The organism is Arthrobacter sp. ISL-72 (assembly GCF_018613755.1).
Taxonomy (GTDB): Bacteria; Actinomycetota; Actinomycetes; order Actinomycetales; family Micrococcaceae; genus Arthrobacter.
Genome location: NZ_JAGGPP010000013.1, coordinates 282,501 through 302,671, shown reverse-complemented (window position 1 = coordinate 302,671; position 20,171 = coordinate 282,501). Strand labels below are relative to the sequence as shown.

Here is a 20,171-nt window from a genome sequence, read left to right as displayed (position 1 = left end):
GCCGGCGGGGTAAGAAACCGCCTGGACCATCTGCACAAACGTTCATTGGCACGTCCGCGCTCCCGGCCAGACTTCCACGTCCGGCTCGGCGGTTATCGGGTTGGTCGTAGCGTTCGGAAGAAGGCGCGCAGGCGAACCTCCGGGTCAGGTTCGGCTCCTTGACGGGGTGCGGTCCATGGCGGACTCAGACATGCAGAGTGGGCCGGTAGATGAGCTCTTGGATGTTGCCGTCGAGCGTCCGGCTCTCAATCAGCTGGAGGTCGAAGTCGGCCGCACCCTGGAAGATCGGGTCCAGCCCGGTCTGTCCGGTAATCACAGGGAAGATCGTCACCTGGACGCGGTCGACCAGGCCGGCGGCCATCAGCGCCCGGTTCATCGACAGGCTGCCGTGCGAGCGCAACGGCACATCGGACTCCTCCTTGAGCCGGGCGACGACGTCGACGGCGTCGCCGCTCACGACGGTCCCGTCCGGCCAGTCGAGGGGCCCTTCCAGTGTGGTCGAGACCACCGTGGCCGGCAGGTTCCTCATCCGGGTGACCCATGGGTCGCGCACGTCGGACTCCTCGGTGCTCGAGGCCAGCATCTCCGCGAACATCCGATATGTGTTGGCCCCGATGACCATCCGCTGCTCCTCGCCGTACAAGGCGAAGCGGTGGTCGAGCAGCTCGGGGCCTTGCTTGCCCCAGTAGCCGGTCCAGTTGCCGCCGGCGGCGCCGAAGCCATCGAGGCTGGAAAAGACGTCGAAGGTGTAGGTAGCGGTCATGATTGTCTCCTCGAGCGCGGTTGATGGGTGTGGAGGGACACGGCCAAGACGGCGGCAAGGATCAGCGTAGTCAGCAAGACGGCGGCGAGGGAACGGCCGGGGGTCCTTGCCACGGCGGATTGCCCCGCCGTACCGTTCCTTGACGACCGTCCACTCCGAAAGGACCAATCATGACCGATACCGAGATCCGCGCGTTCGGGCAGCACTGGGCCGACGCCGAGGTGCGCGGCGATGTCGACGCCCTCGACGCCATGACCGTCGCCGACTTCACACTGGTCGGCCCGCTCGGGTTCGTCCTCGACAAACAGCAGTGGCTCGACCGCTACCGCAGCGGCGATCTGGTCACCTCCTCACTCACTTGGGACGACGTGGTCGTGCGCGAGTACGCCACCACCGTCGTCGCCATCGGTCGGCACACTCAGCAGGCGGCGTACCGCGGGACGCCGTCCGACGGAGCCTTCCGGGCGACGCACAGCAACTTTGATCATCTTCGTCTTCCCCGCCCTCACCGCCACCGGCCACTGCGAAATCATGGTGTTTGAAGGAGTGCCCGGCGGGCCTACTGGACTACCGACTCGGGCGCCTGTGCACCAACTCGGGGATCGGCCTGACGGTGGACAAGCAGCCATTCGTTGCCCTCACGCCGATAAATGTTCGTCGTGCGGAGAGCCACGTCGTCCAGATCGGCCCGTCCTGCAACCCGAACCCTGAACCGCTCGATCAGCACCACATAGGCAAGATCCCCGACGACGACGGTGCCCTGGTTTTCCATGGACACGACCTCACCGTCACGGTAGATCGCCGCTGCCTTAGCGATGCTGGCCGCCACATCGTCCCACCCCCGGGATACGCCGCCCAGCGGATTGGCCAGGGTCACGTCGTCGTTCTTGGCGAAAAGCGCCTGACAGGGCACAGGATCGCCCTTCATAATGTCGGCAAGTGCGGCACGCAGACGCTCGACGACGCCCTCAAAGTTTGAAGCAACCATCACGCTCACCACTCCCACAGGACTACGCCTTCTGGCGCTGCCCTCAGTATGCGCCCGGTCCCGGATAGCGCCTCGTGGCGGGTAGGCCGCGGTTCAGGGCGTCGGCCGCTAATCCAGAGGAAGCGTGATGGTCACGCGCGTGCCGTTGCCGGATTCGGAGTCAATGGCGATGGTGCCGCCGGCTTCGTGGACGGCGATGGTCATCAGCCGCACACCGAACCCACGGTGCCTGCTGCTAGGCGCCTGGCTCTCAAAACCGATCCCGTTATCCGTGATGGTCAGCCGGATGCCGTGGTAGACGGCCGCCAGCCGAACGGTCAGCTCGGTGGCATGCGCGTATTTAAACGCGTTGGTGAGTGCTTCCTGGGCGGCGTGGTAAAGCAGGGCGGCACAGGCTGCCGGTATTTCGATACCGTGATGCGGCGTCTCCCACCGGATATAGGTTCCTCCCTGGCGAAGGGGGGTGGTCAGCCTGTCGACGCATCCGGCGAGCCCCAGCGTGTGGAAGTCAACGGGGCGGTCATCGGTGATGACGCCCCCAGTCGCGGTGAGTTCGTCCAGGGTTAAGGCTTGACTCATGGCACTTCCTGCTTTCTAGTTCTTGCAGCCTCTGTTGCTTCCCTCGCCGGCTTCGGTGGAGCCTCATCCGGTGTTGTTGAATTTAGGGTGACTCCGTCGCATCAAGGATTCGGGCAGTTATCCGCAGTACTAGTGCAGGTTTGGGGCAGGAATCGGTGAGCGGGTTCCTGCCCCAAACCGGTCCTGCGGGAGCAGGAGCTGATCCGCTGGGACTGGGAATCGGAGGCCTATCCGCTTTCCGAAGTTGGCACGCCGCACTGTTGTGAGCTTATCCACCACTGGCTGACTTGCTCCAAGCCGGAGAGCTGTTCGGGATCAACCATCAGCCTCAGCAGCGGGGCTTCCGTCAGGTGGAACGTCAGCGGCAGAGGGGTGACCGAGTCTGAGGCCGCAACAGGTCACCCTGGATGATCACAGCTCCGCTGGTTCTCACCAGGGGCCATGCCACGAAGGTGCGCTCCTGACCATCCCCCTCCGGGAAAACGCACGCCAACGCCGCAGGAGTCGGTGGCTGCGTTCAGCCAAGGTGCTGCCGTGGCTATAGGTAGTCTCCGGATCGTTCACGGGCGATTTCCAAGAGGGTTGAGTGGAAGGCGACCTCTGCCGGGGCGTAGACCTTGTCCTGACGCTGCGCCAGGAGTATCCGCCGCAGGGGTGCGGCGTCGCCGAGGCTGAGCACCTTTACATCGGGGTGCTGCAGTGCCACGGCCGTTTTGGGGACCATGGCCACGCCCATTCCGACGCTGACCATGGCTTGGGCTTCCTGGTAGTCGTTGGCCAGGAAAGCAATGGCTGGTTCGAACCCGGCTTCGTGGGCCGAGCGCTGCAGTACCTCCACTGCTGGATGCGCTTCCGCGCGGACGATCCAGGACTCGTTGCGGAGATCCTCCATGCTTACCTGCTCCCGCTCGGCCAGCCGGTGGCCCCGGGCTACCAGGACCACGGTGCTCTCACGGAAGACTTCGGTTACTCGGATGGAGTCGTCGTGAAAGGGGTTCCAGGGGTAGTCCCAGAGCAGGCACAATCCGGTGACTCCGGATTCGAGGTCTGCCACGAGTTCATCGAAGCGGGCGCTGCGCAGCGAGAGGCCGATGGCGGGATAACGCTTCTTGAACGCCCGGATGACGATGGGCATGAATGATCCGGCCAGGGTTGGGAACGTACCGACCGTCAGGGATCCGCGCTTGAGGCCTGCGATCTGGTTCAGGTCGGACTGTGCTGCCTGCATTTGCCGGACGATCTTGCGCGCGTGGCCCGCCAGCATCTGGCCGGCCTCCGTGGGCACCACACCGCGGGAGCGCCGGTTGAGCAGGGGCTGCCCCACTTCCTGTTCCAGCTTGCGCAGTTGTTGCGAAACCGCGGAGGGACTGTACATCCGGAGCTCCGCCGCCGCGGTGATCGATCCCTGCTCCACTACCTCCAGCAGCAGGGTAAGCCGCCGCATATCGAATAAATAGTCATCTTCTTCGTGAAGCAACGCTTAATCCTTCCGCAGGTTTGGTTCATTGCCTACATTCATGTCAAAAAATCTGGCGTCGCCAGCAGTGTAGAGCGTGCTCAAGAGGGGATTCGCTATGGAAAGTATCCTTTGAGCGGAATTGATTGAAGCAATTCTACATCCCCCTTCGATTATTGAACATTGTCTTAACGTGTGAGCTGGCTCATGCTCGTTTCAGGCGCCGATACCAAACGAAGGCACAAGGAGATGTGGGTAAAACAATGAGGTTAGAAGCGGAATGGATGCGCGGAGGCACCAGCAAGTGCTGGGTCTTCGAAGCCGAGCACCTTCAGGACGGCGGCGCCAGCCTGGATGTGTTGCTGCCGCGCCTGTTCGGGAGTCCCGATTCCCGGCAGATCGACGGAGTGGGTGGGGCTACCTCAACCACGAGCAAGGCCGTGATCCTGCATCGACTCCACGGGGACGGCGTTGACGTTGAGTTCACCTTCGCACAGGTAGGCATCGAAGAAGCTGCAGTTGACTGGGGCAGCAACTGCGGGAACTGCTCTGCCGTGGTCGGCCTCTACGCCCTCGAGAAAGGGTGGGTGGTTCCCAACGGGGACGTCACCCGGATCGTCACCCGCAATACCAACACCGGACAAATCATCGTGCAGCGCGTGGCCACGCCCGCCGGCGCACTGCCCGACGTTCCGGCCGCGGAGATGCCCGGGGTGCCCTTCCCCGGTCACCTGGTGGGGCTCGGCTTCCAGGACCCCGCCGGTAAGACCACCGGTGCACTGCTGCCCACCGGCGCAGCGACCGACACCATCATGGCCGGAGGAACGCGCTGGACCGTGTCCATGGTGGATGCCGGAGCGCCAGTCGTCATCGTCCGGGCCGTGGACCTGGGCCTGGACCCTGCGCGGTACGACAGCTGGCAGGCCGGGCTGGAGCAGCAGCTCGGCACGCTTGAGCAGATCCGGCGGCAAGCAGCGGTGCGGATGGGCTTGGCTCCGACCCCCGCCGCGGCGGCCCGTGCAATCCCTAAGCTCGCCGTCGTCGGCGCGCCCGCCGCATCGGACCCCGCGTGCGACGTCAACGTCATGATGCTCTCGATGGGCAAGCCCCACCCCGCCCTTGCCATCACCGGCAGCATTGCACTGACCCTGGCCGCCCGCACCGGCGGCACCATACTGCACACCATCACAGGCGAAGCCTTAGGAACCACGTTGCGCCTCCGCACCCCCGCCGGGGTCATCGAGACCTGGAGCGAGGAGCACGACGGAAACCTGCTGGTCGGAGTCGATCGCACGGCCCGCACCATCGCCACCACCATCATCCATCTCCCCGAGGTTGCCGGCAGCACTGTCGCTGCCTCCTTCGCGGGAGCCTCACTCTAAGGAGACCATCATGACTGAAACTGGCATGACTGAAACTCGGGAGCGCAACGCTACCCCCGCAAGTGACGCACCGGGCGGCCGTCCCGACCGTACCAGGCGCCGGCGTCGTATCCTGCTGATGGCAGTGGCCGGAGCGGCCATCCTGGGCTTGATCGCTCTCGTGTTCGGGGGTGGCATCTTCAACCAGGCGGCCACCACGGAACCGGAGCCGACCATGACCGCAATCCAGATCATCCCGCTCATCATCCTTGTGGTGATGTTCGTCGTCGCCACCAAGTGGCCGCTGAACATCGGCGTGATGGGGCTGGTGGCATCGTTCGGCGTCGGCTATTTCATGCTGGGGATGTCGGACAAGCAGATCCTTGAGGAGTTCCCGGCCAGCATTGTCCTGACCATCATCGGCGTCACCTACTTCTTCAGCATGGCCCAGCGGAACGGCACCATTGACATCATCGTCAAGAGCTGTGTGCGCCTGGTCCGGGGCAAGACGCTGCTGCTGCCGTGGGTGTTCTTCCTGATCGCCGCCGCGCTGACTGCACTGGGCACCTTCTCCCCCGCGGCCATCGCGCTGCTGGCGCCAGCGGCCATCGGCTTTGCCTACGAGTCACGCATCCACCCCGTGCTGATGGGCGCGTTCATTATCAACGGTGCCCACGCCGGCGGCTTTTCCCCGTTGTCCGTGGCCGGTGTCCTGGTGCACGACATCGCCTTGAAGAATGACTTTCCCATCTCCCAGGGCGCACTCTTCGCCGCCAGCTTCGCCCTCAACCTCATCCTCTCCGTCCTGACAGTCGTCCTGTTCGCCCTCATCGGCAAACTGCGCGACAGTCACGGCGGCCAGCACGCCGACGTCGACACCTCCTCAACCGGCCGTCCGCACGGCCAGCAAATCCTGACTCTGGTCCTGATCGCCGTGATGCTGGTGTGCACCCTTGGCTTCCACATGCCGATCGGCTTTGTGGCCCTCTCCGCCGGCCTCCTGCTGGCGTTCATCAACATCAAGGAACACCGGACGTTCATCGGCGGCGTCTCCTGGTCCACCGTCCTGCTCGTCGCCGGCATGATCACTTATGTCTCCCTGCTCCAGCACGTAGGCGTCATCGATACCCTCGCCGAGCAGGCCCTCGCCCTGGGCGCACCGCTGCTCATCGCACTGGTTCTCTGCTACGTCATCGGCGTCGGCTCAGCATTTGCTTCCTCCACCGCGTTGCTGACGGCTTTCATCCCGCTGGCCGGTCCGCTCCTGGCCACGAGCTCGCTCAGCGCCTCCGGAACGGTTGCCGCGCTGGCCATCTCTGCCACAGTCGTGGACGTCTCCCCCTTCTCCACGGACGGTGCACTGGTGGTAGCCAATGCCCGCGAGGACGACCGGCAGCGCGTCTACCGTCAGCTGATGTTCTACGCCGGCGGGGTGGTGCTGGTGGCCCCTGCGCTGGCATGGGCGCTGCTCGTACCCACCGGCATCATGTGACCGCCGGATCTACATCCGGCAAGCGGACGGGACGGCCTGCACTCCATCGCAACAGGTAGCCCGAAAGTCGGGCGCAGGACCAACCCGGACGCACCAGAGGCAGGGCCACTTACAGGTGGCCCTACCTCTGGTTTGGAACATGGATGCAACTCCGCGGACAGCAAGGGCGGGCGCGGTCGGGTGAACCAGCCGCACTTGTCCAACAAACGCGTCCCACTTGCTAGGCTGGACTCCCCCGAACAACACCCAAGCGAGGCATAACGTGCACGAGGACGCCGCCAGGTTCCTGTCCCAGCCGGTGGAGGCCCAGCCAGGCTCGCCGCTCCGGGTCGCCGTGTACTCCCGGATCGCCGAGGCCATCCGCAACAACCTGCTAACGCCCGGTTCCATGCTCCCCACCGAAACGGAACTCGGATCCGACATGAGAGTCAGCCGCACCGTGGTGCGCGAAGCATTGATGCTGCTCGAGGAGGACGGGCTCATCCGGGCTCGCCGCGGGGTCGGCCGGTTTGTCGCCGACACTCTCCCCCGGATCGGCATCGAACGCATCCGCCCCTTCGAGGAAGTCCTCGGCGGCCCCGGCCAGCACCTCGAAATCAAGCGTATCCAGGTGGTGCGGCAGCCGGCCTCCGAGTTCGCCGCGCCCGGCGTCGGCGTCGAACCCGGCAGCGACGTCTGGCTCTGGGAGTCCGTCCTGATCCGCGACGGCGAGCCCGTCGCCCACCTGCAGGAGAACGTCTCCGCCCAGCCTGTGAGGCTGGGCAAAGCTGCCGCCGCGCCGTTGGAAATCGACGACGACGGCGGCACCACCCTGCTTGCCAGCCTGAACAAACGCTTCGGCCGGGTCCTCGGCCCCGGCGAGTGCCAGATCGGCCTGAGCCAGGTGGGGCCCAGCCGGGCCAAGCTGCTGGACCTGCGGGCCCCGGACCCGGTCCTCGTGCTGACGCAGTACGTCAGGCACGCGAACCGGCCCTTCTACCTGGCCAAGTGCCTCATTGCCGACCGCGCTGGCCACCTGTCCGTCATGCAGTCCCTCCAGTCCTGACCGCAACCGCGCGTCAGCTACGGGCAGTCACTACCGACGGCTTTGCAGGCGTTCACGCGGCCGTGCTCCCAGTAGCTGCCGGTGCCATTGATCTCTTCTGCGGAAGATTCAACGTTTAGGCGGACGGATGCATTAGTCGCGTCAACATGTGAACTCCAGGCAAGCGCGGCAGTGGCCGCAACCATCGGTGAAGCCATCGACGTACCGCTGGCGATGTCGTACCCCGTGGACCGGCCGTTCTGCGTACCCAGGACGAAGTCGCGGTTCGGGAAGGTCGAGTAGACGTTGACACCCGGCGCCGCGACATCCACCCACTTGCCATAGCTTGAGAAGGACGCTTTGGCGTCATTGTTGTCGGTTGCAGCAACGGCAATAACGTTCGGATATGCGCCCGGGTAGATCTTGGCCTGAGTACCGGCGTTGCCTGCTGCGGCTACGATCACCGCACCCTGGTTCCATGCATTATTGACGGCAGCTTCGAGGGTTCGTGAAGAGACGCGCTGACCAAGGCTCATGTTGATCACCTTGGCACCGTTGCCAGCGGCCCAGCTGATGCCGTTTGCAATGGCTGAGCTGGAGCCGGACCCGCTGTCATTGAGCACTTTGACATCCAAGATGGTGCATTCCGGGCACACGCCAGCGACACCGATCGTGTTGTCGGCCTTGGCGGCGACGATACCCGCGACGTGGGTGCCGTGGCCGTATTTGTCTTCAGGATTTGCTTTGGGATCTTCCTTGGTTTCCGCACTAACGAAGTTCGCGTATCCAACAACCTGGGATGCGATGTCGTCATGGACGTTTGCGACACCTGAATCGATGATGGCAACCGTGGTGCGGTTTCCTTTGGTGACCTTCCAAGCTTCGACCGCGTCGACATCAGCGTCGAGCTTGCCCTCGGCCACGGTCAGCGTGTTGGCGGTGTTGGTAAATGATTGGGGATCGTTTTGCAGGGCGTACTGGCGAGGGAAGTACTCGTCGTTTGTAGCGGCGGTGACGAGCTCGTCCGGCTCGGCGTACTCAACTGCCGGGTTCCGGCTTAAGGATTGGATGAGTTGAAGTTCTTTACCGGCCGGTACCTTGATGAGATGAGCGCCGGTGCTGCCGATACCGGGGCCCTGGCTGAGGCCATGCTGTCGCAGTACGCCGGGTGCCGCGCGGTCGTCGTGGAACTTGACCATAATTCGCCCCGCAATATGGGAGGACTGGGGGTCCGCCGCATTGCTCGGGGCCGCTAATGTAATTCCGCCAAACGCCATCATTGCGGCTGTAAAGCCTGCCATCATAAGTTTTTTCATGGAGTTATCTTGCTGCAATCTGCATTGGCTAGATAGTGTCCGGCCCTACATGACGCTGCGGTCCGGGACTGGAGTGCCAGGAACATGCGGTCCTGTTTGACTGCGTTCGCGATGGGGACGGAGGAGCCTCCCGCCAGACAGGAACAGATGGCCGGGCGGGACTCGTCCTCCACAGCAAATGTCCGCGGTGCGCCTTAGAGTGAATTGACGGCACGTGGGCCGGAGACACCGAGGACCGGATGGACTACTACGCAATCAACGCGCTGCGTGAGAACCATGCAGGCTGGTCCCTGCTGCGCGCCCAGAACGCCCCGCTCGCGATCTCGTTCTTCATGGCGGCCTTCACTGGCCCCAACCAAAGAAACCTCGGCCGACAGCAGCTCATCGACAGCCTCGACGACGTCCTCTTCGGCCTGCGGGATGCCTACGACGAGGACAAGTTCCCGCGCCAGGCGGCGGAGTACCTCGATGACTGGGCGGCCCCCGAACGAGCCTGGCTGCGGAAGTACTACATCCAGGGCCAGGACGAGCCCCGCTACGACCTCACCGCGGCGGCGGAGGACGTGGTCCGATGGGTGGAGAACCTGCGCGGGCGGGACTTTGTCGCCACCCAGTCGCGGCTCACCAGCATCTTCGCCGTCCTCGAGCGGCTGGTCCAGCAGTCCGAGACGGACCCCGAAATACGCCTCGCAGAACTCCAGCAGCAACGAGACAACATCGACGCCGAGATGCAGCGCATCCGGGACGGCAACATCCGCGTCATGACAGGCCCCGAAGCGCTGGACCACTTCCAACAGCTGCGAGCCCTGGCCAAGGACCTCCTCTCGGACTTCCGCGAGGTCGAGCAGAACTTCCGCAAACTGGACCGCCAGGTCCGCGAGCAGATAGCCACCTGGAACGGCACGCAGGGCGAGCTGCTCGAATCGATCTTCACCAACCAGCAGGACATCAGCAGCTCCCTGCAGGGCCGGACGTTCCAGGGCTTCTGGGACTACCTCATGTCGCCGGAGTCCAGGAGGAAGCTGCAGGAACTCCTCCAGCGCGCGACCCAGATCGAGGCCCTCGCACAAACAGACAACCTTCACGCCGTCACCAACCTGCACCAAGACTGGCTGCCCGCCGTCGAGCAGACCCAGGGCACCGTCCGCCAGCTGTCCCAGCAGATGCGCCGGCTGCTCGATGACAAGGTGTTCCTGGAGAACAAGCGCATCATGCAGCTCATCCGCAGCGTCGAGTCCGGCGCCCTCGCAACAAGGGAGCAGCCCCCAGCAGGGGACTTCATAGAAATAAGCGCCCCGCACGTGGACATCACCCTCCCCTTCGAACGCCCGCTGTACGAGCCGAGCCGGCGGGTCATGGTCGAGGACCGGATCGAAACCACCGACGACGCCGACGTGGACGCCGGCGCCCTGTTCAGCCAGTTCCACGTGGACAAGGAACGCCTCAAGGCCAATATCGACGCCGTCCTGGCCGAGGCGGAGGCGGAGCAGGCCACGCTCGCCGAAGTCACAAAGAAACATCCCGTCGAACAGGGGCTCGCGGAGATCGTGGCCTACTACCAGCTGGCCACGGAGTCGGACTGGGCCACCATCAACCCGGACGCCGAGCAGCGGATAGCGTGGCAGCTGGACGACGGCAGCATCCGCGAAGCCACCCTCGAACAGATCATCTTCGGAAGGCCCGCATGAATTTGGCAGCGAATTTCCCAGCCACAGCGGAAACGGACAGCCGCACGCCCGAGGAACTTCCCGGCGTCGTCACCCGGCTCTTCAAAGGCGTGCTGTACGCGGAAGGGGACGAGAAACTGTGGCAGTCGCTGCTGGGCTTGTCCTCCCAGGTCCGCGACTACGTGTCCGTGTTGGGGCTGGACCTGATCCGGGACGAGTCGGAGGGCTACGCGTTCCTGAAGTCGCGCGAGGATCCGGACGGCACGCTCCCCCGGCTGATCCCGCGCCGGCAGCTGACCTTCCACGTCAGCCTGTTGCTGGCCCTCCTGCGCGGCCGCATGCTGGAGTTCGACACCAACAGCAGCGAGCTCCGGCTCATCATGACCGAGCAGGAAATCGCGGACATGGTGGCCGTCTTCCTGCCCGAATCCAGCAACGAGGCCCGGGTCATGGACCGGCTCTCCACGGACATCCGGAAGGTGGTGGACCTCGGCTTCCTGCGCAAACTCCGCGGCCAGCCCGGCACCTACGAGGTTGCCCGCATCCTCAAGGCGTTCGTGGACGCCCAGTGGCTGGAGGAACTCGACGCGCGGCTCGCGGACTACCGCGCGACGCTCACCGGAACTGGGCTCACCGGAGCGCCGGTCACCAAAGAGGAGGACGGCCAGTGACCGCCGACCTGCAGGACATCCTGTTCAGCCTGGAGGAAAAGACGGACGACAGCGGGGCTCCCCCGGGCTTCCGGCTGCACCGTCTGGAGCTGCTCAACTGGGGCACGTTCCATCAGGGCGTGCGGACGTTCCGGCTGGACGGCGCCAACAGCCTGCTCACCGGTGACATCGGCTCGGGGAAGTCCACGGTGGTGGACGCCATCACCACCCTGCTGCTGCCCGTGAACAAGATCGAGTACAACAAGGCGGCGGGCGCGCAGAAGAAGGAACGCTCGCTGATGTCGTACGTGCGTGGCTTCCACAAGAGCACGCGCAGCGCCGGCGGGGAGTACTCCAAGCCGGTGGCCCTGCGCAGCACCGGCGCCCTGACCGTGGTGCTCGCCGTCTTCCGCAATGCGGTGCTGGACAGGTCGGTCACCTTGGCCATCACACTCTGGGCCACCCAGGAAGCTGGGACACCCAGCCGCTTCTACTCGATCGCCGAGGCGGACCAGTCCATCGCGCGCGATTTCTCCAATTTCGGCCAGGACCCCGCCAAGCTGAAGAAGAAGCTCCGCGCCGCCGGCGCCGCCGTGCACGACACCTTCGACCCCTACGCCGCGGCCTTCAAGCGTCAGTTCGGCATCAGCGGCAACCAGGCCATGGAGCTGTTCCACCGCACGGTGTCCATGAAGCAGGTGGAGAACATCACCTCCTTCGTGCGGACCAACATGCTGGAGGAGGACAACGTCGCCGGGCGGATCGGCAACCTCATCCACCACTTCGACGACCTGAAAAAGGCCCACGACGCCGTACTCCGGGCCAAGGACCAGATCGCCCTGTTGACGCCCATCAAGGAAGGTGCCGCGCAGCACGCGAACCTGAGCCGCGAGGACGAGCTGGCCCGCCAGCAGCGCGACCAGTTACATCCCTGGTTCACGGATCGGAAGCTGCAGCTAAGCCTGGAACACCAAACGGAACTGGAACGCACCGGCGAGCGGCTGCAGGAGGACAGCACCAAGCTGCGCACGGAGATCGCCGGAAAGCGGCACGACCTGGCCGCAGTCCAGGAGGACATCCGCACCAACGGCGGCGGCCGGCTCGCAGCCATCGACGCCGACATAGCAAGGCTCGCCGTCGAGTCGAGAACCCAGCGGCAGCGCTTCGACACCTACGCTGAGGCGGCGAAGGACCTGGGCCTGCGCCCGCCCGAGGACAAGGTGCTCTTCGACGGCAACCGTGTGCGGTTCGGCGACGTCGAAAAGCAGCTTGCCGAACAGTCCGATGAGCTGCAGGACCAGCGGACCAACCTGATTATCGCCCGCACCGAACTCAACACGCGGCTGGCCGGAATCGGCAAGGAACTGCGCAGCCTGCAGTCCCGCCCCAATTTGCTCCCGATCCCCCAACTGGAGCTCCGCCGTCGGCTGTGTGACGGCACGGGCACTGCGGAAGCGGCCCTGCCGTACGCCGGCGAGCTGCTGCGGGTCCGCGACGGCGAGGGCGCGTGGGAGGGCGCGGCGGAACGCACGCTGCACGGCTTCGCGCTGTCGCTGCTGGTGCCGGCCGAGCACTACACGGCCGTGAGCAGCTGGGTGGATGCGAACAACTTGCGCGGCCGGCTGGTCTACCTGCGGATCGGCGAATCCCTGCCGGCCAGGACGGCGGAGCAGGGCACGCTGGCCGCGAAGATCGCCATCAAGCCGGGCACGCCGTTCCGCAACTTCCTGCTGGACGAGCTCGCCACCCGGTTCGACCACTACTGCTGCGACACCCTCGAGGACTTCCGCCGCTACCCGAAGGCGCTCACCGTCAACGGCCAGCTCAAGGGCGGCCGGGGCCGGCACGAGAAGGACGACCGCCGGGAGCTCACGGACCGGCGCAACTACGTACTCGGCTGGGACAACCACGACAAGATCAGCCGCTTCCTCGCCGAGCAGGACGAGGTCCGGGGCCAGCTGACGGTCACGGAGGCGCAGCTGGACAAGGTCAACCTGTCTTTGGGCGGCTTGGGCAAGAACCAGCGCCAGCTCGGTACCATCCAATCCGTGGCCGATTTCGGCGAGATCAGCTGGCAGCTCACGGCCCGGCGGATCGAGGAGCTCAAGGCCGAGAAGTCCGACCTGGAGACCGCCAGCGACATGCTGAGGCAGCTCACCGCCAAGGAGTCCACGGTGGCCGCGGAGCTGGAGCGGCTGGAGGAACGGGCCGGCAAGCTGCGCGAGCGGCTGGGCGAAAATAATAAAGACACGAAAGACATCGTCGAGGCGATCGCTGACTGCCAGGAGACTCTCGCCGAGACTCCCCTGACGGACGACGGCGGGGTGCTGGCCGCCGTCGAGCATCTCACCCAAGCGGCGCTCAGGGACAAAACGCTGACATACAAGAACACCGGCTCGGCGGAGAGCTCGGTCCGCTCCGGGCTGACGGATACCATCGATGCGCTGTCCAAGCGGATTGCCCGGGCCGCGGAGGGCACCGTCCGGCTGATGGCGGACTTCCGCAACAAATACCCGAACGAGACCACGGACATCGACGCCGCGCTCGAGGCCGCCGCGGACTACAACCGGCTGCTGGAGCAGCTGGTAAGCAACGATCTGCCGCGGTTCGAGGCGCATTTCAAGGAGTCGCTGAACCAGAACACCATCCACGAGGTGGTGGCATTCAACGCGTTTCTGGACGGCCGCCGGCAGGACATCGTGAACCGGATCGGTGAGATCAACCAGTCGCTGGCCGGGATCGAGTACAACCCGGGTCGGCACATCCAGCTGGAGCATCAGAACACTTCGGACCAGGACGTGCGCGAGTTCGGCGTGGACCTGCGGGCGTGTTCGGAGGGGACCATCGGCGACGAGGACCAGTACTCGGAGGAGAAGTACCTGCAGGTGGAGCGGCTGATCGAGCGCTTCCGCGGCCGGGAGGGCCTGACGACGCTGGATGAGCGGTGGACGGCCAAGGTCACGGATGTGCGGAACTGGTTCACGTTCTCGGCGTCGGAGAAATGGACCGAGACCGGCGAGGAGTTCGAGCACTTCACGGACTCGGGCGGCAAGTCCGGCGGCCAGAAGGAGAAGCTGGCCTACACCATCCTCGCGGCGGCGCTGGCGTTCCAGTTCGGGCTGGGGTCCGGGGCCGGCGCTTCCAGGAACAAAAACAGCGGCAGGAGTTTCCGGTTTGTGGTGATCGACGAGGCGTTCGGCCGAGGGTCGGACGAGTCGGCGCGGTACGGGCTGGAGCTGTTCCAGCGGATGAAGCTGCAGCTGCTGATCGTCACGCCGCTGCAGAAGATCCACGTGATCGAGCCGTTTGTCTCGCACGTGGGCTTCGTGGCCAACGCCCACGGGGACGATTCCCAGCTGCGCAACATGACCATCCAGGAGTACCGCGAGGAGAAGGACCGGCGTGCCGGCTGACGCGGGGCGGGGGCGGGCGTGGACGACGCTGGCGGGGCTGCGCGCCCTGTCGCTGAAGGCTTGGAACAGCGGAAGTTTGTTGCGCGAGCTGTTGGTGCCGTCCGAGGCCTACCCCCGGCGTCGGCCGTTGAAGCGTCCGACGGCGGCGGAACTGTTGGGCGATTACGCTGCGGTCCGCGGGTGGGCGGCTGAGCTGTCCGCGGGGGCGGGTGCGTATTCCTTGGAGACTGTTGAGGCAGGGCGGCGCACGGTTGGTTCCAACCGGATTCCGGCCGCGGCCGTGTTCTCGACGGTGGATGACGAGATTGGGTTTGTGGGGAAGGCGCGCGAGGCTGTCCTGTTTCGTGGCCTTGCCGCGGGGCTGGGCGAGCTCGATCCGTTGATGCCCGACTGGGCGGCGCGGCGTCCGCTGAAGCTGCTGGAGCTGGGCTCCGATGCGCTGACGGCGGCGCGGGTGGCGCTGTGGCTGCGGGACAACCCGGAACCGGGGTTTTACGTCCGGCAGCTGGGGCTGCCCGGGGTGCACACCAAGTTCATCGAGCGGCACCGGCAGGTGATTGACCAACTCCTGGTGGCGGTGGCATCCGGGTCCGCTTCCGGGCCGGATGATAAGGAACCGGTGGCCGAGCTCCCGGAGGGCGAGGCCGCCTTGGAGCAGGGCGGCGCAGGACGGACCCCGGCGGCGAGGTTCGCCCGCCGGCACGGGTTCCTGCATCCGCCGGAGCTGGTGCGGTTCCGGATCCTGGACCCGGAAATTAAGGTGCTGGGCGGTGCGCGGGACATCACCGTGACAGCTGAGGCGTTCAGTGCGCTGCAGCTGCCGGTGCACGCCGCGATCACTACCGAGAACCAAGTGAACTTCCTGGCGCTGCCGGACAGGCCCGGGACGCTGGCGCTGTACGGCGGCGGCTACGGGTTCTCGTCTCTGCGCGATGCCGCGTGGCTGCGGGAGTGCAGGGTCTTCTACTGGGGCGACATCGATACGCACGGCTTCCGGATCCTGGACCAGCTCCGCGCGATCCATTCGCATGTGGAGAGTGTGTTGATGGACAAGGCAACGCTGCTGGCGCACCGGGAGGCGTGGGGATCCGAGCCGTCACCGTCGGAGGCTGTGCTGACCCGGCTGACTCCGGCCGAGGCGGCACTGTATGAAGCGCTTGGCAACAATGCGTTTGGCCCGGCCGTCCGCCTCGAGCAGGAGCTGATCAGCTGGGATTGGGCGCTGACGCGTCTGCGCCGAGTTCCTCACTATGGCAGGGCTGACAACGTTCATGCCGGGCAGCGAGCCGGGCACCATTGATGGTTACTGGGGGCCACGAGTCCCCGCGCCGCCGGCACGCGGCAGCTTCCCGTCCACGTAGGCAACCGTGCTGCGTTTGAAGATCCCGGCCACGAGTGAGACGTCCACGCCGGTCACGCCGGGATGCGCGGCAATCCCCTCCATCATCCTGCGCAGTTCGGCGAGGGTCCGGGTGGCGGTCTGGACGAGGATGCGGCCGGAGACATTCGCGGCCCAGCGTGTGGCCGGGAGGTCGGCAATGTACCGTCCGGCGGCGTCCAGCGCGGGGGCCTCGGCGCGCACGGTCAGGATTCCCTCCACCGGATACCCGATGGACGAGGGGTCCAGGATGGCACGCACGAAGACCGCGCCGTCGTCGATGAGGGTCTCAAGCCGACGGCTCGCGGTCGCTTTGGAGACGCCGAGCCCGGCGGCCAGTTCGTCAATGGTGATGCGGCCGTTGGCGCGCAAAAGCTCTGCGAGGGCGCGGTTCTGCTCATCGAGCTGCGGCATCCCCAGCTCCGCGTACCTGGTGGCGAACTGCGGGTGTTCGGAGGGGCTGAGTGCCTCGTACTGTTCCGGGGTGAGGACGTCCGGCCGCCAGCCCGACACCGTGCGGTAGTACTCGAAGACCGGCTCGAGCGAGAGGTCCCGCACGCCGTCGAGCTCGGCGAGCTCGTCGTACAGGAACGGGCCCACGGCGACGGGTTCGAGGAAGAGCTCAACGAGGCATTCGGTCGCCCCGGCCAGAGCGCTGATCCAGTGCGTCTCGGGCCGTTCGGCGAGCCAGCTACCGGCACTGGTAACGGCGGACGGCTCGGCGGCGACGCGGAGCATGTAAAGGTCTACGGGCGCGAGCGCGGCGGGGCTGGGGAACGACTGGACCCGCACCTCTTCGGAGGCGAGCAGTCTGTTGCCGCGGCGGGCCACCGTGCGCTCCTGCTGCCCGAGCACCTCGGCAATGAGCCGCCACGGCGCCCGGCCGTTGCGGATGAGGGCCGCCACGATCTGGCGGTCAAGGTCGTCGAGCATGCGATTCATCCTCTCATCCCTCCGGCCCTCTCCCGGACAGCCTCCCCCGCGCTTCAGGCGGATGTACGACGGCGGATGCGCACCCGCCGTCGTACGTCACTTACTTGCCCAGGTACTGGAGCAGCACCGCGATCGCTGCGCCGGTGCCGTTGACCACGGCGAGCTCGGCGTCGGGCGCGAACTGCGGCGAGTGGTTGCCGGCGGGCGCGGCGCCGTCGGCGAAGGCCTCGGCGGGGAACGCGCCGAAGGACCAGAACACCACGGGGACGCCGATCGCGTCGCCCAGCCAGCCGGCGTCCTCCGAGCCCATGCCGAGTGGGGAGTCGATGACGGAGCCGGCGCCGAACGCGGCTTCGAGCGCCGCGGTGGCACGTGCGGTGTGCTCGGCATCGTTGAAGAGGCGCGGGAAGCGGTTGATCTCAACAATGGCGGGCTCGTCGATGCCGGACGCGGCGGCCTCCGCGGCGACGATGCGGCGGATGGAGCCCAGGACGTGCTCGCGGACGCCTTCGTCGGGGGTGCGCACGTTGACGCTGAACTCGGCGGTCTCCGGGATGATGTTTTCCTTGAGGCCGGCGTGGAACGTGCCCACGGTGACCACGGCGGGGGTGATCGGGGCGAGCTCGCGCGAGACGATGGTCTGGAGGCGCAGGACCATCGAGGCCGCCGCGACGATGGGGTCGAGGGATTTCTCCGGCTGGGAGCCGTGGGCCTGGCGGCCGCGGACGGTGATCCGCCACGAGTCGGCGAGGCTGGCCATGTTCCCCGGGCGCAGCCAAAACTTGCCTGCCTCGAGGGGCATCACGTGCTGGGCGAGGACCACTTCGGGGCGCGGCGCGCGGTCCCAGAGGCCGTCGTCCACCATCGCCTTGGCGCCCCACGCGGTCTCCTCGCCGGGCTGGAAGATGAGCACCACGGTCCCCTGCCAGGCGTCGCGGTTCGCCGTGAGGTACTGTGCGGCGGCCAGGGCCGCGGTGATGTGGGTGTCGTGGCCGCAGCCGTGCATGGTGGGTGCCTCGCTGCCGTCGGGCAGGGTGCCGGTGGCGGTGCTCGCGTAGTCAAGACCGGTGGCCTCTGCGATGGGCAGTCCGTCCGTGTCGGCGCGGAAGCCCACCACCGGGCCCTCGCCGTTCGTCAGGAGGCCGACGACGCCGGTCCCGCCGGAGCGGAAATGCTCGATGCCCAGCTCGGTCAGGCGGGCCTCGATGGCTTCCGCGGTACGGTGCTCCTCCGAGGACAGCTCCGGCGCGCGGTGGTAGTCCTTGTAGATGGCGACGTGCTCGGCGATGAAGTCTGCGGGGACCTCGATGCCGGTGGCGAGGGCGACGGTGGTGTCAGTCATGGTGGCCTTTCGTATCACTCAGGTTCTGTTCAGTTCGGTGGTGCCCGCGGGGCCCGGTGCCTGGCTCAGTGTCCGATGGAGGACGGCGCCCCGGTGTCTGCGGGCGTGTCGGTGCGCTTGCGTGCGTACCAGGCCACGAGGATCACGCTGACCACGGAGATGGCGGTGGCGTAGTTGGCGAGCCCGGGCGCGAACCGGATCACGCCGTAGACCACGATGGCCGAGACCACGGCGGCGATGATGGTGGTCCGCACGTTCTTCATGGCCACCACGGCCTGGACCGTGACGGCGCCGAAGACGGCGGAGAGGATGTACAGGCGGGCCACCGCCACCACACCGGCCGGCAGGAGGCCCAGGAGCCAGGTGCCGAGGAAGCCCACGAGGATGATGAGCGTGATGATGTGGACCAACGCCGCCCCGATGATGGCAGCGCCGGCGATCAGTTCGGCCCGGCGGGTGCCGGGCTTCTCGCCGAGATCGGTCTGGGCGATGATGGCAGACGGGAGCAGCTTGTTGGCGATGTTGCCGATCATGAACGCCTGGTACATCGCGGAGCGTCCGAGGATGGGGTAGTACGAGACCGGCTCGACGACGGCGATGATGCCGAAGGTTGCGAAGACAATGCCGAAGGCGGTCCACACCTCCTGGCCAGTGATGCCGAGGCCTGTGCCGAACGCCGTGAAGAGGGCGGCGGCGAGGGAGACGAGGAAGCCGAGCCCCAGGGTGATGGGGCCCCAGATGGAGGTGGTGCGCTCGAACTGGGCGAGCCCGTCGAGGGATGCGGTCTTAGTTGACATGAGCGGTTCTCCTGGGCTCGGGCTACTTGGCGGTGACAAGGAAAGCGGCGGCGAGGGCAACGAAAATGGCGATGCCGAGGCCCCACTCGTGCAGCCAAGCCTTCTTGAAGAACTTCGCGGCCGCGAGGCAGAGGCCCATCACGGCCGCCGAGATGAGCAGCGTGAGGATGTGGACCCCGGATTTGGTGGTCTCGGTGAACGCAAGCGTCATGAAGGCGGCGAGGATGGCGGCGGTGGGGACCACGGTCATGACGGCCGGATTGACCTTGCGCAGGGTCTTGTCGCCCTTGGCCAGGATGGGAGTGAGGATGAGCGCCGTGAGCATCCACACGAGTCCGCCGAGGGTCATGGCAGCGAAGCCGATGGCGAAGACCTTCTGGGTGTAGGTGGGGCCACCCAGCTGTGCGCCCTGCGATTGGGCGGCGAGGCCGGCCGCGGCGACGTCGAACGCTGCGGAGCCGACGAGTCCGATGCGCGTCAGCACGGCCGGGGTGCTGAAGAGCGGGAGGAGCGAGATGGCCACGAGGGCGACGGCGAGCGAGGGGCCGATCGCGGCGATGCCGCCGCGGCGGACCGAGCCTATGACCTGCGAGTCGGTGAGGTTGGCCGAGTCGGCGGCCTTGCGAATGGCCCGGAGGTAGATGACGGACTGGAGCACGATGACGGCGAATACGGCTGCCGCGCAGATCCAGAGGACGGGGTGGAAGGACACCGGCGTGATGTCGGTGGAACCCGGGTCAACGGCGAAGCTGTGCATCCGCACTCCTTGGGGTGTCAGTGATGACGTAGGTGTGATGCCGACCCAGTAAGGCTGTGATCCGCATCATGATTTTCCGATTTCCATCATGAAACGGCATCGGATGTCTACAAGTCAAGCAATTTTGGGAATTTGTGTCGATTAAGACCCCTGGCTCCTGCCTCGCTGGGCGGTGACTGTGGCTTGATGTGGCATCTCCGAGGCCGACCACGCCCAGACCCGGCCTAAGGAGCTTATGGCGCGGCGCGGCCGGGA

The 20,171-nt window shown here is 66.0% G+C and carries 17 protein-coding genes and 1 pseudogene; 9 read left to right on the top strand and 9 right to left on the bottom strand.

The window, feature by feature from the left end:
- Positions 1-184 precede the first annotated feature (184 nt).
- Positions 185-763 carry a dihydrofolate reductase family protein gene (locus tag J7I92_RS13615; protein WP_214841259.1) on the bottom strand — a complete coding sequence of 193 codons (579 nt, stop codon included), beginning with the start codon at positions 761-763 and terminating at the stop codon, positions 185-187.
- Positions 764-933: 170 nt separating this feature from the next.
- Here J7I92_RS13615 and J7I92_RS23930 point away from each other — a divergent pair, with 170 nt between their 5' ends.
- A complete protein-coding gene (locus tag J7I92_RS23930) occupies positions 934-1,305 on the top strand; it encodes a nuclear transport factor 2 family protein (RefSeq protein WP_251039878.1) in 372 nt (123 codons plus the stop codon).
- On the top strand, positions 1,244-1,474 hold the full coding sequence (locus J7I92_RS24630; protein ID WP_396020387.1) for a styrene monooxygenase/indole monooxygenase family protein: 231 nt from the start codon (positions 1,244-1,246) through the stop codon (positions 1,472-1,474). The genes J7I92_RS23930 and J7I92_RS24630 overlap by 62 nt, the downstream gene beginning before the upstream one ends.
- Here the strand turns inward: J7I92_RS24630 and J7I92_RS13605 are convergent.
- From J7I92_RS13605 to J7I92_RS13595, 3 genes and pseudogenes are all read right to left on the bottom strand, one after another.
- Positions 1,395-1,751, bottom strand: a pseudogene (locus J7I92_RS13605) (DUF4440 domain-containing protein); the annotation flags it as partial. The gene J7I92_RS24630 and the pseudogene J7I92_RS13605 sit on opposite strands and share 80 nt — an antisense overlap.
- A 108-nt stretch (positions 1,752-1,859) precedes the next feature.
- The gene (locus tag J7I92_RS13600) at positions 1,860-2,330 is read right to left on the bottom strand and encodes a sensor histidine kinase (RefSeq protein ID WP_214841256.1); all 471 of its coding nucleotides are present in this window, start codon (positions 2,328-2,330) and stop codon (positions 1,860-1,862) included.
- A gap of 538 nt (positions 2,331-2,868) precedes the next feature.
- Positions 2,869-3,774, bottom strand: coding sequence for a LysR family transcriptional regulator (locus J7I92_RS13595; protein WP_251039877.1), 906 nt, complete (start codon positions 3,772-3,774; stop codon positions 2,869-2,871).
- A 275-nt stretch (positions 3,775-4,049) separates the two neighbouring features.
- On the opposite strand from J7I92_RS13595, the gene J7I92_RS13590 reads away from it, so the two are divergent.
- The 3 genes from J7I92_RS13590 (at position 4,050) to J7I92_RS13580 (ending at position 7,684) form a co-directional block, all read left to right on the top strand.
- The gene (locus tag J7I92_RS13590) at positions 4,050-5,168 is read left to right on the top strand and encodes a PrpF domain-containing protein (RefSeq protein ID WP_214841253.1); all 1,119 of its coding nucleotides are present in this window, start codon (positions 4,050-4,052) and stop codon (positions 5,166-5,168) included.
- A gap of 25 nt (positions 5,169-5,193) precedes the next feature.
- Entirely contained in the window at positions 5,194-6,639 is a 1,446-nt protein-coding gene (locus J7I92_RS13585; protein WP_396020390.1) for an SLC13 family permease, read from the top strand.
- Between the two features lie 262 nt (positions 6,640-6,901).
- On the top strand, positions 6,902-7,684 hold the full coding sequence (locus J7I92_RS13580; RefSeq protein ID WP_214841252.1) for a GntR family transcriptional regulator: 783 nt from the start codon (positions 6,902-6,904) through the stop codon (positions 7,682-7,684).
- Positions 7,685-7,701: 17 nt separating this feature from the next.
- Here the strand turns inward: J7I92_RS13580 and J7I92_RS13575 are convergent, their stop codons facing one another.
- Positions 7,702-8,979: a S8 family serine peptidase gene (locus J7I92_RS13575; protein WP_214841251.1), complete on the bottom strand. Its 1,278-nt coding sequence runs from the start codon at positions 8,977-8,979 to the stop codon at positions 7,702-7,704.
- 239 nt (positions 8,980-9,218) lie between these two features.
- On the opposite strand from J7I92_RS13575, the gene J7I92_RS13570 reads away from it, so the two are divergent.
- Genes J7I92_RS13570 through J7I92_RS13555 form a run of 4 tightly spaced genes read left to right on the top strand, consistent with a single transcriptional unit; the run spans position 9,219 to position 16,009 of the window.
- Complete coding sequence (locus J7I92_RS13570) at positions 9,219-10,667, top strand: DUF3375 domain-containing protein (RefSeq protein WP_214841250.1); 1,449 nt, start codon at positions 9,219-9,221, stop codon at positions 10,665-10,667.
- A complete protein-coding gene (locus J7I92_RS13565; RefSeq protein WP_214841249.1) occupies positions 10,664-11,317 on the top strand; it encodes a DUF4194 domain-containing protein in 654 nt (217 codons plus the stop codon). Before J7I92_RS13570 ends, J7I92_RS13565 begins: the two co-directional genes overlap by 4 nt.
- Entirely contained in the window at positions 11,314-14,709 is a 3,396-nt protein-coding gene (locus J7I92_RS13560) for an ATP-binding protein (RefSeq protein WP_214841247.1), read from the top strand. Before J7I92_RS13565 ends, J7I92_RS13560 begins: the two co-directional genes overlap by 4 nt.
- Positions 14,699-16,009: a Wadjet anti-phage system protein JetD domain-containing protein gene (locus J7I92_RS13555; RefSeq protein WP_214841245.1), complete on the top strand. Its 1,311-nt coding sequence runs from the start codon at positions 14,699-14,701 to the stop codon at positions 16,007-16,009. The genes J7I92_RS13560 and J7I92_RS13555 overlap by 11 nt, the downstream gene beginning before the upstream one ends.
- 3 nt (positions 16,010-16,012) lie before the next feature.
- On the opposite strand, the gene J7I92_RS13550 is transcribed toward J7I92_RS13555, so the two are convergent.
- The 4 genes from J7I92_RS13550 to J7I92_RS13535 all read right to left on the bottom strand — a co-directional run bounded on the left by J7I92_RS13550 (position 16,013) and on the right by J7I92_RS13535 (position 19,916).
- Positions 16,013-17,020: an Lrp/AsnC family transcriptional regulator gene (locus J7I92_RS13550; RefSeq protein WP_214841243.1), complete on the bottom strand. Its 1,008-nt coding sequence runs from the start codon at positions 17,018-17,020 to the stop codon at positions 16,013-16,015.
- 100 nt (positions 17,021-17,120) lie between these two features.
- Positions 17,121-18,362: an amidohydrolase gene (locus J7I92_RS13545; protein WP_214841241.1), complete on the bottom strand. Its 1,242-nt coding sequence runs from the start codon at positions 18,360-18,362 to the stop codon at positions 17,121-17,123.
- 65 nt (positions 18,363-18,427) lie between these two features.
- A complete protein-coding gene (locus J7I92_RS13540; RefSeq protein ID WP_214841239.1) occupies positions 18,428-19,159 on the bottom strand; it encodes a hypothetical protein in 732 nt (243 codons plus the stop codon).
- 22 nt (positions 19,160-19,181) lie between these two features.
- Positions 19,182-19,916, bottom strand: coding sequence for a DUF5058 family protein (locus J7I92_RS13535; protein ID WP_214841237.1), 735 nt, complete (start codon positions 19,914-19,916; stop codon positions 19,182-19,184).
- Between the last annotated feature and the right edge of the window lie 255 nt (positions 19,917-20,171).

Excerpts from the sequence above, each read along its gene's own strand:
- J7I92_RS23930 (WP_251039878.1), top strand. The coding sequence starts at position 934 with ATGACCGATACCGAGATCCGCGCGTTCGGGCAGCACTGGGCCGACGCC.
- J7I92_RS13535 (WP_214841237.1), bottom strand. The coding sequence starts at position 19,916 with ATGCACAGCTTCGCCGTTGACCCGGGTTCCACCGACATCACGCCGGTG.
- J7I92_RS13585 (WP_396020390.1), top strand. The coding sequence starts at position 5,194 with ATGACTGAAACTCGGGAGCGCAACGCTACCCCCGCAAGTGACGCACCG.
- J7I92_RS13565 (WP_214841249.1), top strand. The coding sequence starts at position 10,664 with ATGAATTTGGCAGCGAATTTCCCAGCCACAGCGGAAACGGACAGCCGC.
- J7I92_RS13575 (WP_214841251.1), bottom strand. The coding sequence starts at position 8,979 with ATGAAAAAACTTATGATGGCAGGCTTTACAGCCGCAATGATGGCGTTT.
- J7I92_RS13590 (WP_214841253.1), top strand. The coding sequence starts at position 4,050 with ATGAGGTTAGAAGCGGAATGGATGCGCGGAGGCACCAGCAAGTGCTGG.
- J7I92_RS13615 (WP_214841259.1), bottom strand. The coding sequence starts at position 763 with ATGACCGCTACCTACACCTTCGACGTCTTTTCCAGCCTCGATGGCTTC.
- J7I92_RS13600 (WP_214841256.1), bottom strand. The coding sequence starts at position 2,330 with ATGAGTCAAGCCTTAACCCTGGACGAACTCACCGCGACTGGGGGCGTC.
- J7I92_RS13545 (WP_214841241.1), bottom strand. The coding sequence starts at position 18,362 with ATGACTGACACCACCGTCGCCCTCGCCACCGGCATCGAGGTCCCCGCA.
- J7I92_RS13595 (WP_251039877.1), bottom strand. The coding sequence starts at position 3,774 with ATGCGGCGGCTTACCCTGCTGCTGGAGGTAGTGGAGCAGGGATCGATC.
- J7I92_RS13540 (WP_214841239.1), bottom strand. The coding sequence starts at position 19,159 with ATGTCAACTAAGACCGCATCCCTCGACGGGCTCGCCCAGTTCGAGCGC.
- J7I92_RS13570 (WP_214841250.1), top strand. The coding sequence starts at position 9,219 with ATGGACTACTACGCAATCAACGCGCTGCGTGAGAACCATGCAGGCTGG.
- J7I92_RS13550 (WP_214841243.1), bottom strand. The coding sequence starts at position 17,020 with ATGCTCGACGACCTTGACCGCCAGATCGTGGCGGCCCTCATCCGCAAC.